Below are 16,681 nucleotides of genomic sequence, written 5' to 3'. Positions count from 1 at the left end.
CATGTCCGGGCCGCCTGACCCGAACGGTAATAAGTCTGCGCGTACACTTATTCCTAAGTGTCTTCGTCACTCCGGTACTCCAGAATATCTCCAGGCTGACAATCCAGAGCCTTGCAGATCGCCTCCAAGGTCGCTAAGCGGATCGCTTTGGCCTTGCCATTTTTCAATATGGAGAGATTAGCCATCGTTATGCTAACCCGCTCCGACAGCTCGGTCACACTCATTTTCCTCTTGGCCAGCATCACATCAATATTGATTATAATCGCCATGTATTCACCTCAGACCGTCAAATCATTCTCGGATTTAATATCAATCGCTTCTTGTAAAAGCCTCTGGAGAACAGCAGCAAATACCCCGATTACCATCGAAGCAAACACCAAAACCATCCCGATCACGATGATACCCGGGGCATCGTCTTTCTCTGCGATCAGATAGAAGAGCGGCATGCCTGCCGCATACAAGCCGCTGATTGTGAACGCACAGTATTTGATCTTCTTCAGCACACGTACAGACAATTCGGAGAAAGCCTGGTTCCTGTCAATGTAGTTCAGCAGCTTGAAGGCCTGGTACAGCGCAAAATAAAAAGGGATCGCCGCGGCATACATGACAAGCAGAACCAGAATCTTCAAATACTGATGATCCGGATACAATTCAGCTGCAAATTCCGCGATCTCGGGCACCACAAAGATACACAAAGCAAGAACCGGGATGCCAATAATAATAACAGCCGCCTTCAAAAAAAGTGTCGTTCCACGTTCCATCAGAAGCCCCTCACTTATCGTTTAATTTAGTTTAGACTTTAACACAAGATTTATCGTGTTTCAATAAATAAATATCGCATTGGACAATATATATGTTGTAACGCATTCCAAAATTCCTGTGAAACCAAAACAAAACCTCCCATCCGGCAAACACCTGGTTTGCTTCAAATGGAAGGTTTCCACAGATTCTTTGATCATTTTAAACGCGTCCTTGCCTTCTGCTCCGTGCCCTCATGAATCGGATCAGAATTATCATCAGTATTACCGCCGCAACAATCATGTACATATCAATATCCAGCTCGACCATAAACCACATGTTGTATTCCAAATTCACTTGTTGTTTAGGCCGCAGTCCTTCACCGAACCATTCAACTGCTTGCTCTGAGCTGCTCATTTCAATTGTGGGGCTGCATGGAGAGCTGACCAGCTCGCCATCCGCTTCTTGTATGTATATCAAATAGTTATTGCCCTTCTTGAATTCATAGCCCCAGGTATAATCAGTTGCTGCAATAATCTGTGAATCAACCTCGTTAAGCCAGCTCTGTTCCACTTCAATCAGAATATACCTAACCTTCTCTTCTGTGCCCGTAAATCCCCCATACTTTGAGTCTGCCTTGATTTGCTTAACTTCACCGTAAACTGCTCCGCCAGCCCTTTCCAACGCTGCTTGAGGATCATCTGAATAAGCAACGGTCTCTGCCGACAGGGGATTTCCTTATCATGAACTTACTGGTAGAATTAGGGTAATAGAGAGACAGAAGCCGGCAAATAGACTCTAGCGAGGTGACTTAATCGACATGGAAACAGCATTTAAATTATTGTTCTTTATAGCCCTCTTTTCAATGTTCTTCAGCTTGGTACGGTTCCTGGTCGATACATATTTAAGTGACTTCTATCGACAAGTTTATAAAAATATAAGTAAAATTTTTCGAAGAAGCAGCTAAAACGAATTTTGATTTGAAAACGAAGAGCCAGCCTTTTCCCTTCACAGAAGAAGGTATAGGCTGGCTTTGTTTTAATTCATGCTAAGTTTGCTCCGGATTAGCGGAACCGTTCAATTATTGGCTTCCTGAGCCTAATCACTATTGTACTTGAGGTTAGCTGACAACTGCTGTCAGTGAAGTTCAACCCATACCGTCTTCATGATGTTTGGCAATTTCACGGGCCATATTCTGGACCCGATGCTTCAGCTGAGCGGGCTCTAAGATGCGAATAGCCGTACCGAACGTCATTAGATATATCGGAAGGTATCTATTCATCGTAGGAACGTCGAGAAGAAACCGAGCTTCCCGGTCGGTCCTTTCGGTTAGATAATGGCGCATATGCCAATGGCCGCAAACTGCATTCAGCGTGTCGGGTTCTCCCTCAATGCGGATGAGCGTCAGCGGTCCGTCTGCCTCCCGTCCATGGCTGGACTGGTCGCGGAAATATACGGACGCGGAGAACTGATCCGGCTTCTCGAACTCCGCTTCGGTCGACTCCAGCCGCTCAATTCGATCCACACGGAAGGTCCGCACCGTTCGCGCCCGATGGCAGAACGCAACAGCATACCATTCGCTACGGTCATAGGCCAGCCCGTACGGATCAATTTCACGTTCGGAGGCCTGTGCCTCGCTCGCTTTGCGATAGGCGATGCGGACCGTTCGTCCGTCCTTTACCGCCTGCTCCAGGTCTCGCAGTAACGGGATGGCAGAAGGCGGACGCGAAGGAGCAATCACATCCAATCCGCTCGTCTGACGGGACAAGTTGTGACGCTGCTCCTCATGCAGCCCGATCTCCATCTTCTTGAGCGCGTGTTCCAGCTCCTCCGTGTACGGATAACCAGCGCCCTGCGCAAACTTATATGCATCCACAAGCGCCTTCAACTCTACGGAGTTGAAGAATAAAGGCATCCCTTTGAAGCTTTCCAGGATGCGAATGCCACCGTCATGACCCGATTCCGCGACGACCGGAACGCCGCTGGCACACAATGCGTCAATATAGCGATAGACCGTGCGGACGCTAATCTCCAGACTGTCCGCAATCTGCGCAGCAGTGAGCTTCCTTCCAGATCGAAGAATCCACAGTACGGACAACATATTATCCCATTTCGCCATCGGAACCCCCCCCCTTTTCCACCAAGATGAGACTTTGGTATACGCACAGCTATTTCAACGAAAAGACCAGACAATCCGGCCAATATTACTGAGTTCCGATAACGATTTAATATCAGGGGGGGCGGTCCAGTCATACGTCTGCTTGAAGCCTTGGGAGACTAGTCTATCAGCAACTAGCCTTACAGAGTCAATATTTCTGAAGCTGGACGCTATGTAAAATTTCACAGGAATCCTCCACTTAAACAGTGTCGTAACTGTCCACCTCGCGCATCACTGCCCGTTGTTCTGATTTGCTGCATAATTAAAAAGACTTCATATAATTTTTCTGGTCCTTCGTATATTGGTAGCCCCTTTTGTGGTACAGCCTATGTGCTTGCTCGCGGCTTGGATGAGATAACAATTTAATACCGGAATAACCCTCTTCCCAAGCCCAGTGCTCCAAGCAATCCATTAACTTGCTGCCAATCCCCTGATTTCTATAGTGTTCTTTCACTACAAATCCAAGTACATTGATCATAGAATCGGCAAAAAGCAGCTCATAGCGACTTCCATGGATGTATCCTACAACCTCGTTGTTGAGTTCGAATACAAAAATCTTATCTGTTGTCTCTTGAGTAATGGTTTGAATCTTCTCTTTGACCTTTTCTTCGGGAAAATGCGCTAGGTTGGGGTTAAACTCTCGATTCAACAAGTATATGTCTAGATAATCGGTTATGCGGATTTCTCTTATCCGGTATTCCATAATCTAACTGCCCCTTATCCCTATTTTATTTGCAGTTCATAAACTAAGCCGCAGCAAAAGTGAATTGTTTGCTCCACTCCAGATGAACAAACGCACTTTTATCCCTACTGTGAAAGCAGAGTTGCGCCACAGGGGAAGAGAATAATTCTGGTTTATCCAGGTGTTTGAACGGTGCCAACTCGAAAAAATTATATGCATATACTAAACGGTTTTATTTTCATTATGTAAGGTAAGTACTTTCCTTGCTGCTTCAATAAAAGATAACACGATTGGTGAAAGCCACTTGTCTTTATGCCACAACATCTGTGTATACACGTGCAAGTCAGGAATTTGCCATGAAAGGGGAACTAGTTCCCCGCGTTCAACTTCGGCTACCGTTACGATTTCTGGAAGAAAGGCAATACCAATTCCTGAGATTGCACATTGTTTAATGGCTTCAGCACTTTGAAATTCTAAATACGTAATGCTATCAATGCCCTCTTTCTCGAATGACCGGTCAAACATGGTTCGATAGGGACAACCTTTCTCATTTGTTAGGAACACTTGCCCGTGAAAATCTTCCAGCTTTAGCTCAGTACGTATTGCGAGCGGGTGATCTGGAGCAGCGAACAAGCGGAACGTTTCTTCAAGCAACGGTTCCACGGTGAGTCCGGTCGAGCGAATGGGTTCGTCCAGCATATAGACGATATCTGCGGCTCCCTCAAAGAGTGTTTGCTTGAGCTCTTGATTTGGAACGGAGCGAAAAATTAGACGTACTCCCGGATGCTGCGAACGAAACTGTTGAAAGACAGCTGGAAGCCGATAGGCGCAAATAACCTCATTGGCACTTATTGTTATGGTGCCGCTTAAATTTTCATTGTCATGAACGACGCTGTGAGCCTCGTCCAATTTATCAAGAACGCCTTGGATATGAGTTAAAAAACGCTTACCCGCAGTAGTGAGAACGAGCTGCTTGCCCAACCGATCAAAGAGGCGGACACCAAGCTCATCCTCCAATGCTTTAACTTGCATCGTGACGTTGGAAGGGACGTAGTTAAGCACTTCTGCAGCCCGAGTGAAATTTAATGTTGATGCAACCGTGCGGAACGTATTTAGTTGGCGCAACTCCAATACACGATCCCCCTTAACTTTCAATAATATTGAAAGCTACTTTGAATTTCATTCACTTTTATTGAGAATATCACGGATTTATACTAACAACAAGAAATACAATCTAAATCTAAGCTTTCATTTTGAGAGGAGCAAACAACATGATGGAATATGAAATTTTTAATTTGGGTGACGTATCTTTGCAATCAGGAGTGACGTTACCGAACGCATTTCTTGCTTATAAGACTTATGGAATATTAAATGAAAAGAAAGATAACGTCATCGTCTATCCAACTGCTTTTGGCGACCAGCATGTTCAAAATGAATGGTTAATTGGGAGTGGGATGGTACTTGATCCTGAGAAATATTTTATAATCGTTCCAAATTTGCTTGGAAACGGATTATCTTCGTCCCCTAGTAACACGCCTCCGCCATACGACCGTGCTAACTTTCCGCAGGTGACCGTCTATGACAATGTTATGCTCCAGCATCGGCTGATTACCGAAAAGTTCGGCATTCAAAAGATTGCTCTTGTAGTTGGCTGGTCCATGGGAGGCATTCAGGCATTTCAATGGGGGGCAAGTTATCCAGAGATGGTGGAACGAATTGCACCTTTCGCGGGGATTGCCAAGCCATGGCCCCATACGTTTGTTGTCTTGAACGGTATGAAAGCTGCGTTGCTATCTGCAGTTGGCTTCGATTCAAGTAAACTAAACCAGCTGACTTTTGCAGACATGCGCGCCGTTGGCCGGGTCTATGCGGGATGGGGATTGTCGCATGCGTTTTATAGAGAGGAGCTTTATCGTGAGATGGGATTTGACTCTTTGGAAGATTTTGTGGCTGGCGTGTGGGAAGATAGCTTTATGAAGATGGATCCGCATAATGTCCTAACCATGTTATGGACAGGACAACATGCAGACATTAGTGCAAACTCCTCCTACAACGGAGATTTCGATAAGGCACTTAAGAGCATTAAAGCTCTGGCCTGCATCATGCCGGGAAGCACAGACCTGTTCTGCACACCGGATGATAATGAATACGAAGCTAAGCTTATACCTAATGCTGTCTTTAAACCAATCCCGTCGATCTGGGGCCATTTTGCCGGTCGTGGAATCAACAGTGCTGATAATCATTTCATCGATGATAACCTAAAACATTTGTTAGCACGTAGCACAAACGGATAGATCGTTACTTGCACTGCATCCCAGTTATCTCTCTCATGGATTCATAACCTAACCGATCGTATGTCGATAGATTTTGACAAGGACTTGACCCTTTTGTCGATATTGAAACATGCATTCGCTCATGACCCCATGTGTGATTAAAACGGCTGCCTCCAATCAGGCAGCCGTTTCATTTAGGTTCTGGGATTGTATTTTTTCGTCGAACGAGCACTACTGTCTCCGTTAGCGCAATTGATCTAAGATTGGGTAGCTACACGCACGAAAGCCTTAATCAAAGGATGGGTGATATTTTTCAATGCCGAACGTTCGGGTTGAAATAATGTCCCGATAAAGAAAGGGTGTTCATCAAGTTCCATAATGCGAACTTCCCCTTCAAGGTCTACCCCAGCAATTCGTAAACCTGCTCTTTCTAACATTGGGCTAAACTCAGAGTTCAATCCGTAATTACAAATTCCGTACTGTTCAATAATCTCATCTTCTCGATAAATATCTATTACTTTAGAGCCGGATGTTAACTGAAAAGGTTGAGTTTGTTCACTTACCGAACATAGAAGGGGAGCAACTAATATCAAAGAAGCCGAAGGGTTTTCCTCCGCATGGTCGGCCTCAGTAAGCCCCAAGACATTCCTGGCAAACTCAATTATCATGTGTTGAAAGCCACCGCATGTTCCCAAGAAAGGAATCTGGTGCTCCCGAGCATATTGAATACCGTTTAATGCACCCTTCATACTACGATAAGGACTCGCAGGAACTACCCATAGCGCTTGATACTTGGAGAGTTTTTGTCCGAAATCTTGCTCCAATGAAGATGTTGGAACCCATTCGTAATTAATCTCGGTGCCAATATCGTCTGCTGCTAATTGAATTGCTTGAGGTATTGCGATATGTGCAACGACCTCCTCATCATAATCGCCAATCAACCCGACAGTGAACACATTGACACGACCTCTCTACTAAATGTAGGCACCCTGTTAAAAATGTAATTATATAGGGATTCCGTCTCTAAATAAAGGAATTTATGCGACGATCCTGCCCGTTAGCTTAAGGACGCTCCCGTGCCTTCGCTTGGGCCACGCCATCCTCATTATATTCCATATCCATATGTCATTCGTCAGCACAACTTCTTGGTTGATATAATTTCTAATGGTTGCGCATCGAGTAATAGGCATCCAGCATCCTTGTAGCCCAGTTTTCTATAGAAGTGCTGCGATCCCTCATCGGCTTGTGTGGATGTCATAACCCGCTTAAATCCGTGTCGTTTCATCTCGTTCTCCCAAAACTCGACCACCTGTTGTCCGAATCCTCTATTGCGAAAAGGCTCATCAATCCAGAGCATATTCATAAAAGGTGTGTTGTCCCAAAAATAACCATAGCGCATCCATCCGATCAATGCTTCGCTCTCATCCTCTAATAAATAAATTTCCTTCACTTTAATTTTCGGTAGAATCAGACTCTTCTCAAGATGATGATCCCGGCTGCTTATCCAGTCCACATGCTCGTCAGTTGCAAATACAATTCTCATTAGATCTCCTGCCTTCTTCTATCATTCAATAACAAACAAGCCCATAGCCTTCTTCGCCATCCTCAGCGTCTCGTTCGCCACGTCTGCGGCGCGCAAGGCCCCGTCCCTGAGGACGTGAATCAGTTCTGCCGAATCGACAATCTCCCTGTACCTTTGCTGAATCGGGATCAGCTTATCGATGACCACCTCTGCCAGGTCCTTCTTAAATTCCCCATACCCTCGGCCTTCATATCGTCCCTCGATCACATTGGTGGTTTCCCCTGAGAAAACAGCATAGATCTCGATCAGATTGCTGACAGCCGGCTTATTGTCCCAATCATAACTGACCCTCATCTCAGAATCGGTCACCGCTCTCGCAAACTTCCTGCGGATCTCATCGGGCGAGTCCATCAGCAGCACATAGCTGCTCTGGTTCGGATTGCTCTTGCTCATCTTCTTCGCAGGATCATCGAGCCCCATTACTCGTGAGCCTAACGTCTGGATAATCGGATCAGGCAGAGTGAATGTCTTGCCGTAACGCTTGTTAAACCGCTCCGCTAAATTTCTCGTCAGCTCCAGATGCTGCTTCTGATCATCCCCAACTGGGACATGAGTTGCCTGATAAAGCAATATATCTGCAGACATCAAGGCCGGATAGGTAAACAATGCAGCGCTGATGCCCTCTTTCCCATCCGACTTCTCCTTGAACTGCGTCATTCTGCTCAGCTCGCCGAAGTACGCCCCTGTCTCCATCAGCCAGCCCAGCTCAGTATGAGCAGGTACATGGGACTGAATGAACAGGGTTGCCTTCCTGGGATCAACACCGGAAGCGATATACAATGCAGCCATCTCCTTGGAGCGCCTAAACAGTTCTTTAGGGTCCTGCGGAACGGTTATCGCATGTAGATCGGGCACAAAGAATAAGCACTCATACTGATCCTGCATGGCAACAAATTGATGCAAAGCTCCTGCGTACCCGCCAATGTTCAACTCCCCGCTTGGTTTAATGCCTGAAACCACTCTCGTCATAGACACAGCCTCCTTATAGAATAACAAAAAAACACTTCGCCCCCGAAGGAACGAAGTGTTAACTCCGCGATACCACCCAAATTCGATCATCGATCGCTCTCATACGTGTCATAACGTCTAACACGGGTCCCCGAGATAACGGAGGGACATGCCGTCAGCGCCTACTTGCTGCTTAAGCAGCGTTCAGACTGAAGCGAAGGGAGCCATTCGCCAGAATCATTGTGCCGGACCTCGCACCATCCGCCGGCTCGCTTGAACAATGATCAACCAGGTTACTATTTCCCTTCATGGCTTTCGTCTATGGTTGGATAATACTAACAGTATATTCCTTCCAGTCAGAAAGTCAATTGGTGATACCAACCTTATTTCAAGACCATCGTGCTATACGCAGGCAGCTTCAGCTTGCCATCCTTCAAGGATGCTCCATCGACAGAGCTGAACGCCAGCTCCCCCCACTCTTCCGCGGGATCAAGCTCGATAACAATCTCATCCGCGGACAGGTTGTTCAGCACCAGCCGTTTGTCCGCATCCAGCTCGCGAACATAGGTCATGACCCTGCTGTCCGGCGATGAGTACGAATCAATCGTCCCGGTTCGCAGCACCGCATCTGCCGCCCGCAGGTGAATCAGCTTACGATAATGCGCAAACAGGGAGTCTTCGTCATTCATCTGTGCTTCCACGGAAACAGAACCGCCTTCGTTATACATCCGGGACTGCCATGTCGGCTGGCCCTCGCCCCCTGATGGGTCCTCGTACCAGACCATTGGCTCACGGATGTGCTCATCCGGTTTGCTGCCGGACATGCCGATCTCTTCTCCGTAGTAGATAAATGGTCTGCCCGGCATCGTCAGCAGCAGGGAGGCAGCCATCTTGGCCTTGTTCACATCGCCCTCCAGCACGCTCATCACACGATTCAGGTCATGATTGGTCAGGAACGGGGCATCGATGAAGGCGCCTCCTGAGCTGTCTGCATACAACCCAAGAATACGGCTCAATGTAGTGACAGCACTGGATGAGCTGCCGGATTTGGCAGCTGCCAGCAGCTGCTCCCCGAGGCTGAAGTTAAAGCCCGAATCAAATGCCTTGTTCAGGTAAGGCGCGATAACAACAGGTGAATTATCCCAGATCTCGCCAACCAGGTAAGGATTGTGTCCGCCCTCTTCAAGACCTGCACGGAACTCCTGCCACCAGGCTACATTCATGTCCGTGATCTCCGGCTTGCCGCCCGTAGACTGCAGGTCGTCATAAATATGCTTGGCTGCGTCCAGGCGGAAGCCGTCTGCGCCTGCCTCCAGCCAGAAGCGGCCTGCCTTGATCATCTCCTGGCGAACCTCTGGCTGATCGAAGTTCAGATCAGGCATTCCTTCCCAGAAGACGCCAAGATAGTGGCTGCCGCCGCGGTTATGCCAGGCCTTGCCCCCGGTCGCGCTGGTCTCCGACAGGTCATGGCCGTCCTCATCGGCCGCATTCGCCCATACGTACCAGTCCCGGTAAGGGCTCTCCTCGGATGCCAGGGCATCAAGAAACCAAGGATGCTCTGTACTTGTGTGATTGACCACAAGATCCATAATAATGCTGATACCGCGCTTATGCGCCTCTGCAGTCAGCTCCTTGAAGTCGTCAAGTGTTCCATACTCAGGATTAATTTCATAATAATCGGTCACATCATAACCATGATAGCTCGGAGAAGGCTGGATCGGCATCAGCCAGATGCCGCTTATACCCAGATCGTCTGTCGTCGATGGGTCGCCGTCGTTCAGATAATCCAGCTTCTGGATAACACCCTGCAGATCACCGATACCATCCCCGTCCGAATCGTAGAACGAACGGACGAAGATTTCATAAAACACCTCTGAGCTCTGCACATCGCCGCCAACAGGCTTCGGACCTGTATTCTCCTGCTGTACAGACTCCTTCTGCTCCTTCTGCTCCTTCTGCTTTCCCGTATCCTGTTTACCGGGCACAGCATTATTGCAGCCCTGAAGGAGCAGCATCAGCAGAACAATGGCGGCTGCGAATACGCAAGCCGCCGTCATTTTCCTCCCTAGTGAACGGCTAATCCGGCCATTATGCATCCGGCTCATCCCTTGGTCGCTCCTGCCGTCAGGCCGTCAATAAGGAACCGCTGCAGGAACATGAACAGAACAGCTACAGGTATGGCTGCAAGGACAGAGCCTGCTGCGAACAGCGTAAATTCAGTACTCTGGTAGTTGTCGACGAGCTCGAACAGCCCAACGGCCAGCGTCCAGTTCTCACGCGAGCGCAGAATCAGTCTGGCGAAGATAAAGTCGACCCATGCACCCGTAAAGGTTGTCAGCGACACATACGTTATAATCGGCTTGGACAGCGGCAGAATAATACGCCAGAATACCGTCCAGTGGCTGGCACCGTCTATGCGTGCCGATTCTTCAAGCGCCTTCGGCAGCGTATCGAAGTACCCCTTGGCAACGAACATGCCCAGTGCTGCGCCGGCAGAATATACGAGTACAAGGGCCCATTTGCTGTCCAGCATATTCATCTGCAGCAGCAGAATATAGATCGCGATCATACTCATGAAGCCCGGAAACATGCCGAGTACGAGCACCGTCGACATGATCGCCTTGCGGCCTGCGAAGCGGAACCGGGATATCGCATAGGCTGTAATCAGCTGGATAAGGGTACCAAGAATCATACTCGTCACCGCAACCTGGAGGGTATTCCAGAACCAGCGTACGAACGGAATCTGCTTGTTGCTGAGGTCAGCCCCCTGGAACAAATTCTTGTAGTGATCGAGTGTCAGCGCGCGCGGTATGAAGGTTTCACTGAACAGGGAGCTGCCAGCCTTGAAGGAGGACATGACCGTGAATGCCGCCGGATAGATACAGGCCAGAGCGATCAAGATCAGCAGGATATAACTGAGCGTGAGTTTCCAAATTGACGTCTTCATTGAATCATATCCTCCTCTTTAAACGATTTCGTCCGGCTGTAGCTCCAGATCGACAGGGATGCAATGATCAGGAATATAATAATACCGACCGCTGATGCGATATTGTAACGGCTGTTATCCAGCGTCAGCTTGTAGAGCCAGGTGACGAGCAGGTCCGTTGAACCAGCCATATTATAATCCAATGTCTTCGGGTCCCCCTTGGTCAAGAGGAAGATGACATTAAAGTTATTGATATTGCCGGCAAACTGCATAATCAGGAGCGGTGCCGTCGCAAACAGGACATAGGGCATCGTAATATTCTTGAACTTGGTAAATCCGGAAGCCCCGTCTACATCCGCTGCCTCATACAAGTCCTTCGGGATCGCCGTCAGGATACCCATTACGAGGATCATGGAGACCGGTATGCCGATCCACATGTTAACGACAATCAGTGACACCTTCGCCCAAAACGGATCACTCAGCCAAGGCAGCCCATCCAGCCCGAAATAACGGAAGTACTGATTGATCGGGCCAAACTTGTCGTTGAGCAGGTTCCGCATGATGAGCAGCGAAATAAACTGGGGAATGGCGTAAGGAATGATGAAGATCGTGCGCCACAAGCCTTTGAGCTTAATGCCCTTCTGATGGATCAGCAGTGCAACGAAGATGCCGCCGAAGTAACAGGTAACGGTAGAGAGCACCGCCCAGATTACGGTCCATGTCAGAACCCCGAAGAAGGTACCCGACCATGCCTTCAGGAACAACAGATCGCCGAAGGTCTTGAATCCAACCCAATCCACCAGGCTCTTGGGCGGAATGTGGTCCGGCGCCGAATAGTTGGTGAATGCCATGAGAACCATGAAGGCAATCGGCATAATGGTGAAGAACAGAACCCCAACAATCGGAAGCGACAGCAGCAGCCATGGGAAGCCCTCATTCTGTACATTGCGGATCGTTTGTGCCAGGGACGGGGCGATGCCTCCCTTGTCGCGTATCTGCCCGTTGCGGTATGCATCACGGATATTGACGATATAGACGACGATATAAATTAATCCAATGATGACGGCCAGCAATCCGTAGATCATCAAAAATATCGAGTGGTCGCCTTCCACATTGACATATCTGCGGCCGACCTTCTCCAGATGGGTCGCCTTGTCTCCAAGGGTGATAAGACCACCGATATCGTAGAACAGCCTCGTGAAAAAAGCCGTGAGAGCCGCCACATGTACGAATAAGAAGAGCAGGGCTTTACCGTACTGACGGTTATAGATTTGCCCAAGCCCCATGGTAAGGACCGATAGCCAAGCTGCTGTCTTCGCGTGTTTGCGCACGTTGTTCATTCCTTTCTCTGCCTGATCCTGCTGACAAGCTACCCGCCGGAATACCGGCGGGTAGTGTGTCAGATCGTAAGATCCTTCTTACTTAGCCATGTTCTGCTTCATCTTGCTCACCATATCGTCGAGCGCCTTCTGCGGATCAATGCCGTCATTCCACATTGCCGCGAGTGTCGCGTCGATCGTATTCCAGTATTGAACCATCTCAGGAATCGAAGGCATCGGTACCGAATTCTCGAACTGCTTCAGGAAGCCGGAAGCGATTGGATCGTTCTTAATAACCTCGTCTTCAGCCAGCGTCTTGTCAGCCGGCAGGTTGCCTGTCATTTCGAAGTTCTTCTTCTGCCATTCAGCTGATGTGATGAAGTGTGCGAACAATTTCGCTGCATCCGGATATGGCGTAAATGCGTTGACATAGTAAGCCTTAACACCGGAGAAAGGCTTCATAGGCTGACCGTTCGGCAGTGTCGGATATGGAGCAACGCCAAGGTTCGCTACCTTCTCCTTCAGGGAGCCGGTATCCCAAGGACCACTGACATTCATAGCCAGCTTGCCGGATTCGAAGAGGGATTTCTTAATGTCGCCAGTAATATCGGATGTCTGGAGCGGCAGAACGGAGCTGCGCAGGCTCTGATAGAACTTGCCGGCCTCAACAGCCTCCGGAGAATTCATCCCGATATCATCCGGATTCGTGCCGTTGTCGCCGAACACGTAAGCGCCGTAGCCTCCGAAGAAGCTGTAGCTCCAATAGCCGTTGCCCAGTTCCCACATGTAAGACCATTTGTTATTCTTTGGATCATTGAATTCCTTCGCGAACTCAATAACGCCGTCCCATGTTGCAGGAACTTCGGCAATCAGATCCTTGTTATAGAATACAGCGGTTGTTTCAACCGATTTAGGATAGCCATACAGCATGCCATTGACTGACACGGCTTCAATCGCTGTCTCATAAGCGCTTTCCTTCGTCTCTAATTCGAACCAGTCGTTCGGCAGAATCAACCCAGCCGATACTGCGCTTCCCGTACGGTCATGCACCGCAGCGAATACGTCAGCGCCTACCTTAGCCGGGCCGTCAGTTGTCATCCGCTCAACGGATTTGTCCGCACCCACCTCGGTAAACTCAACAGGTACGCCATACTCCGCTGTAAAAGCTTTAGCCGCCTCTTCAACGAATGCTTTCTGGTCGCCGCTGTCCCATACGATAAGCTTGGCGCCCTCTTCAGGTACCAGCTCTTCTTCTATCGCCTCTTCACTGGAAGCGCCTCCATTATTTGGCACTTGATTCGCAGGCTGATTAGCGCCTTGATTGCCGCCGTTATTTGTACTGTTGCCACCGCAAGCAGCCAGTGTAAATACAAGCACTAGAGCCATCAGCATAACCGTCGTCTTCTTTACTTGTTTCATTGTGTCCCCACCCTTTTTAAGTATTTGCGTAAAAAAGCATGCCGTCTGATGCAAACGTTTGTCCGGATATGCAATATCCACCCATTTCAAACAAATTAAGGGGTCTAAAGACCAAAAAAAGTACAACCTGGCATTCATAATTCATGCTCCGAGGTTGTACCTGATCAGGTAACATTGCCTTCAATTTGTCAAAATTCATCGAGTGAATCCGTTAGTCGCTTGCTTGCTTTCATCATACGAAACTATAAAAGCGTTTGCAATCATTAAAATTAGGCATTTATTTAAAATTATTTGCAGTTAGCTTCAATTATCACCCTATTGCTCATGATTGCTAGTGTTAACTCAATTTTTGTGTTGCTATTCTTAAGTCATCGTTCAACAGTCTGCTGCATAGGCGATTGTCTTGACTATACAGCGCAAACGTTTGTCTTCTCGGGAGCCTGCCATAACGTTGAAAAGCCTCAACGGATAAGGAATAATATAACGAAGAGCATTATTATAAGGAGGCTGCTTAAGCAGATGCAACAAGCGATAACCCTTAACTATGAAGGAAAAACACTACGGGGAATGGAGCACATTCCTGCAGCTTCTCATGAACCGCTCCCTGCCGTCATCATGTTTCACGGCTTCACGGGAACCAAGCTGGGCTCTCACCGCTTCTTCCTGAAGATCTCCAGGGAGCTTGAGAAGCTGGGCTATGCCGTCTTCCGTTATGATTTTTACGGTAGCGGTGAGAGCGACGGCAATTTCGAGGAAATGACGGTTTCGGGCGAGCTCGCCGACGCCAACGCAATTCTTGACCAGGTACAAGCTGATCCGCGGATTGATAACTCCCGTATCAGTGTGATCGGTTTCAGCATGGGCGGGCTTGTCGCAAGCGTACTGGCCGGGGACCGTCCGGATGATATTGAACGCCTCATCCTTCTTGCTCCAGCCGGCATCATGAAGGAGCTGATTAAAGCGGCCGCCGGGGAATATCTTGCATCGTCAAATGCGGAAACCTTCGATTGGGCCGGCAACCTTATTGGGAGGGCGTTCCCTGTTGACCTGGAGACTATAGACGTCTTTGGCAGATCGCAGGGCTTCCAGAAGAATGTACTCTTGATTCATGGTACGGAGGACAAGACCGTCCCCGCGGCTGTATCCCAGATGTACAAGGAGCAGGTGTATGGCGACCGTGCGCGTGTTCATTATATTGAAAGCTGTGATCATAACTTTAACAGCCATGCTTGGGAGTGCGAGCTCATCGAGCAGATCGGGCTGTTTATGGGCAAAGCTTAGGGCGCCGGGATATGGCAGGCCTGACCTGCGGTTTAACTGATTTTTACTTATTTACACACCAGAGCAGTATGATAAAATACACCTAACGGCATGTAGTGTTTTTGTAAAAATACATTGCTCTCTGCTGCAGAATAAATTAGTAGATCGACATCATTATAGAGAGAGAAAAATACCGACATCCAAGAGATGAAATATACTAGTGAGGGCGAGTGGGTCATTCATGTCGTTTATTCTGTTCATGCTGTTCTCTGTTATCGAGAGCATTGCGTTGTTCTCATTGACGCTTTCCTTATTCCGTTTGAAATTCAAACAGTATTTCTGGCCGGCGCTTATCTTGAACATCCTTATTAATCTGACCAGCTTCTTCATGCGGAAGAGCCCGGAACTGACCGAATATGCACCGATTGCCATCCTGCTGCTGCTTATTCTGTTCCTTGTCACGGTCGTCCGCATACCGGTATTATGGTCTGTTGTTGTCGCCTTTACCGGATACCTGAGTGTAGTGCTGGTCCAGACGGGAGTTATGCTGCTGTCCTTCGGGTTCCTGTCCGTGGATGAGATTAGCGCTTTCCCTTGGAAAGGCTACCTGCTGCAAACCATGACAGGAATTATCGGCTATACCGCAGCAATGACGCTTTACAAGCGCGGCCTCGGTTTTTCCTTCGAATTCAACCGGGTCGGCTTCGGCTGGGGCACGATTATCCTGATCAGCGTGCTGTTCATTATCGCCATCGGCATCGGTTCCGTTCTGTTCATTAATAATCTGCTTGTCGCTGCTGTTATCTTCTTCATCGGTCTTGCTTTCCTGCTCTATTATGCGGTTAAGAAGGAGCGCTCCAATGGAGACTTTGGCTTATAAGATAGCAGCGGGCCTGAAGAGCAGAGCACCTGGTCATCCAGCCAGCATGGAGGTTCTCGCCTTCTCCATGCTGGCTATCATAAACACGGTGTCAACTATCATCCTCGCCCTGCTGATTGCCTTGGCGACTGGCATGGTCGCGGAAACTGCCGCCGCATTGGCATCCTTTGCGCTCCTAAGGGCCATCTCCGGCGGTCTTCATCTCAAGCATGGCTGGGCTTGTGCGGTCGCAACCTCTGTCACCGCCAACCTGATCGTTTTTGTACATTACCCGAACGTTCTTATTTATGGAATAACGGCTGTATCCGCCATCTTGGCTTTTATCTTCGCTCCTTCCCGAATCGAACATCAAACACGGATTCCAACACGCTATTTTCCATATCTCAAGCTTGCAGCCGTTCTTCTTATTAGCCTTAATCTGTTCGTGCTTTCATCCATTATCGCTTCTGCCTGGCTCATTCAATGCCTGCTGCTGATTCGAAGGAGGTGACTAGAC

17 protein-coding genes and 1 other annotated feature are annotated in these 16,681 nt (G+C 48.5%); of the genes, 4 read left to right on the top strand and 13 right to left on the bottom strand.

The features are described 5' to 3' along the window. Positions 1-53 precede the first annotated feature (53 nt). The 6 genes from DNH61_RS10685 to DNH61_RS10655 form a co-directional block, all read right to left on the bottom strand. Positions 54-269 (bottom strand): helix-turn-helix domain-containing protein, encoded by a 216-nt coding sequence (locus tag DNH61_RS10685; protein ID WP_111146646.1) that lies wholly within the window; start codon positions 267-269, stop codon positions 54-56. A gap of 9 nt (positions 270-278) precedes the next feature. Next, positions 279-761 (bottom strand): DUF2975 domain-containing protein, encoded by a 483-nt coding sequence (locus tag DNH61_RS10680; RefSeq protein ID WP_111146645.1) that lies wholly within the window; start codon positions 759-761, stop codon positions 279-281. Between the two features lie 199 nt (positions 762-960). Then, positions 961-1,422, bottom strand: coding sequence for a hypothetical protein (locus DNH61_RS10675; RefSeq protein WP_111146644.1), 462 nt, complete (start codon positions 1,420-1,422; stop codon positions 961-963). A gap of 463 nt (positions 1,423-1,885) precedes the next feature. Further along, on the bottom strand, positions 1,886-2,857 hold the full coding sequence (locus DNH61_RS10670; protein WP_111146643.1) for a helix-turn-helix transcriptional regulator: 972 nt from the start codon (positions 2,855-2,857) through the stop codon (positions 1,886-1,888). A gap of 301 nt (positions 2,858-3,158) precedes the next feature. After that, the gene (locus DNH61_RS10660) at positions 3,159-3,599 is read right to left on the bottom strand and encodes a GNAT family N-acetyltransferase (RefSeq protein WP_342771436.1); all 441 of its coding nucleotides are present in this window, start codon (positions 3,597-3,599) and stop codon (positions 3,159-3,161) included. Between the two features lie 201 nt (positions 3,600-3,800). Further along, on the bottom strand, positions 3,801-4,709 hold the full coding sequence (locus DNH61_RS10655) for a LysR family transcriptional regulator (RefSeq protein ID WP_111146641.1): 909 nt from the start codon (positions 4,707-4,709) through the stop codon (positions 3,801-3,803). A 143-nt stretch (positions 4,710-4,852) separates the two neighbouring features. Here DNH61_RS10655 and DNH61_RS10650 point away from each other — a divergent pair, with 143 nt between their 5' ends. Continuing rightward, complete coding sequence (locus DNH61_RS10650; RefSeq protein WP_111146771.1) at positions 4,853-5,872, top strand: alpha/beta fold hydrolase; 1,020 nt, start codon at positions 4,853-4,855, stop codon at positions 5,870-5,872. Between the two features lie 236 nt (positions 5,873-6,108). On the opposite strand, the gene DNH61_RS10645 is transcribed toward DNH61_RS10650, so the two are convergent. The 7 genes from DNH61_RS10645 to DNH61_RS10615 form a co-directional block, all read right to left on the bottom strand. Next, entirely contained in the window at positions 6,109-6,807 is a 699-nt protein-coding gene (locus tag DNH61_RS10645) for a CTP synthase C-terminal region-related (seleno)protein (RefSeq protein WP_111146640.1), read from the bottom strand. Between the two features lie 176 nt (positions 6,808-6,983). Beyond that, on the bottom strand, positions 6,984-7,394 hold the full coding sequence (locus DNH61_RS10640) for a GNAT family N-acetyltransferase (RefSeq protein ID WP_111146639.1): 411 nt from the start codon (positions 7,392-7,394) through the stop codon (positions 6,984-6,986). 21 nt (positions 7,395-7,415) lie between these two features. After that, positions 7,416-8,402, bottom strand: a complete 987-nt coding sequence (gene trpS / locus DNH61_RS10635; RefSeq protein ID WP_111146638.1) for a tryptophan--tRNA ligase — start codon at positions 8,400-8,402, stop codon at positions 7,416-7,418. A gap of 43 nt (positions 8,403-8,445) precedes the next feature. Continuing rightward, positions 8,446-8,700, bottom strand: a binding site (T-box leader). Between the two features lie 64 nt (positions 8,701-8,764). Beyond that, positions 8,765-10,486: an alpha-amylase family glycosyl hydrolase gene (locus DNH61_RS10630; RefSeq protein ID WP_245948130.1), complete on the bottom strand. Its 1,722-nt coding sequence runs from the start codon at positions 10,484-10,486 to the stop codon at positions 8,765-8,767. Then, positions 10,483-11,328 (bottom strand): sugar ABC transporter permease, encoded by an 846-nt coding sequence (locus tag DNH61_RS10625; RefSeq protein ID WP_111146636.1) that lies wholly within the window; start codon positions 11,326-11,328, stop codon positions 10,483-10,485. The genes DNH61_RS10630 and DNH61_RS10625 overlap by 4 nt, the downstream gene beginning before the upstream one ends. Then, positions 11,325-12,638: a carbohydrate ABC transporter permease gene (locus DNH61_RS10620; protein ID WP_111146770.1), complete on the bottom strand. Its 1,314-nt coding sequence runs from the start codon at positions 12,636-12,638 to the stop codon at positions 11,325-11,327. Before DNH61_RS10620 ends, DNH61_RS10625 begins: the two co-directional genes overlap by 4 nt. Positions 12,639-12,725: 87 nt before the next feature. Further along, positions 12,726-14,045 carry a sugar ABC transporter substrate-binding protein gene (locus DNH61_RS10615; RefSeq protein WP_111146635.1) on the bottom strand — a complete coding sequence of 440 codons (1,320 nt, stop codon included), beginning with the start codon at positions 14,043-14,045 and terminating at the stop codon, positions 12,726-12,728. A gap of 519 nt (positions 14,046-14,564) precedes the next feature. On the opposite strand from DNH61_RS10615, the gene DNH61_RS10610 reads away from it, so the two are divergent. The 3 genes from DNH61_RS10610 (at position 14,565) to DNH61_RS10600 (ending at position 16,675) form a co-directional block, all read left to right on the top strand. Next, a complete protein-coding gene (locus tag DNH61_RS10610) occupies positions 14,565-15,326 on the top strand; it encodes an alpha/beta hydrolase family protein (RefSeq protein ID WP_111146634.1) in 762 nt (253 codons plus the stop codon). Between the two features lie 220 nt (positions 15,327-15,546). Continuing rightward, positions 15,547-16,185 (top strand): hypothetical protein, encoded by a 639-nt coding sequence (locus DNH61_RS10605; RefSeq protein WP_111146633.1) that lies wholly within the window; start codon positions 15,547-15,549, stop codon positions 16,183-16,185. Then, on the top strand, positions 16,166-16,675 hold the full coding sequence (locus DNH61_RS10600; protein WP_181438653.1) for an accessory gene regulator B family protein: 510 nt from the start codon (positions 16,166-16,168) through the stop codon (positions 16,673-16,675). The genes DNH61_RS10605 and DNH61_RS10600 overlap by 20 nt, the downstream gene beginning before the upstream one ends. Positions 16,676-16,681: the final 6 nt, after the last annotated feature.

Source organism: Paenibacillus sambharensis, assembly GCF_003233845.1.
GTDB classification, from domain to species: domain Bacteria; phylum Bacillota; class Bacilli; order Paenibacillales; family Paenibacillaceae; genus Paenibacillus_I; species Paenibacillus_I sambharensis.
This window is presented reverse-complemented; position numbering and strand designations above follow the sequence as displayed.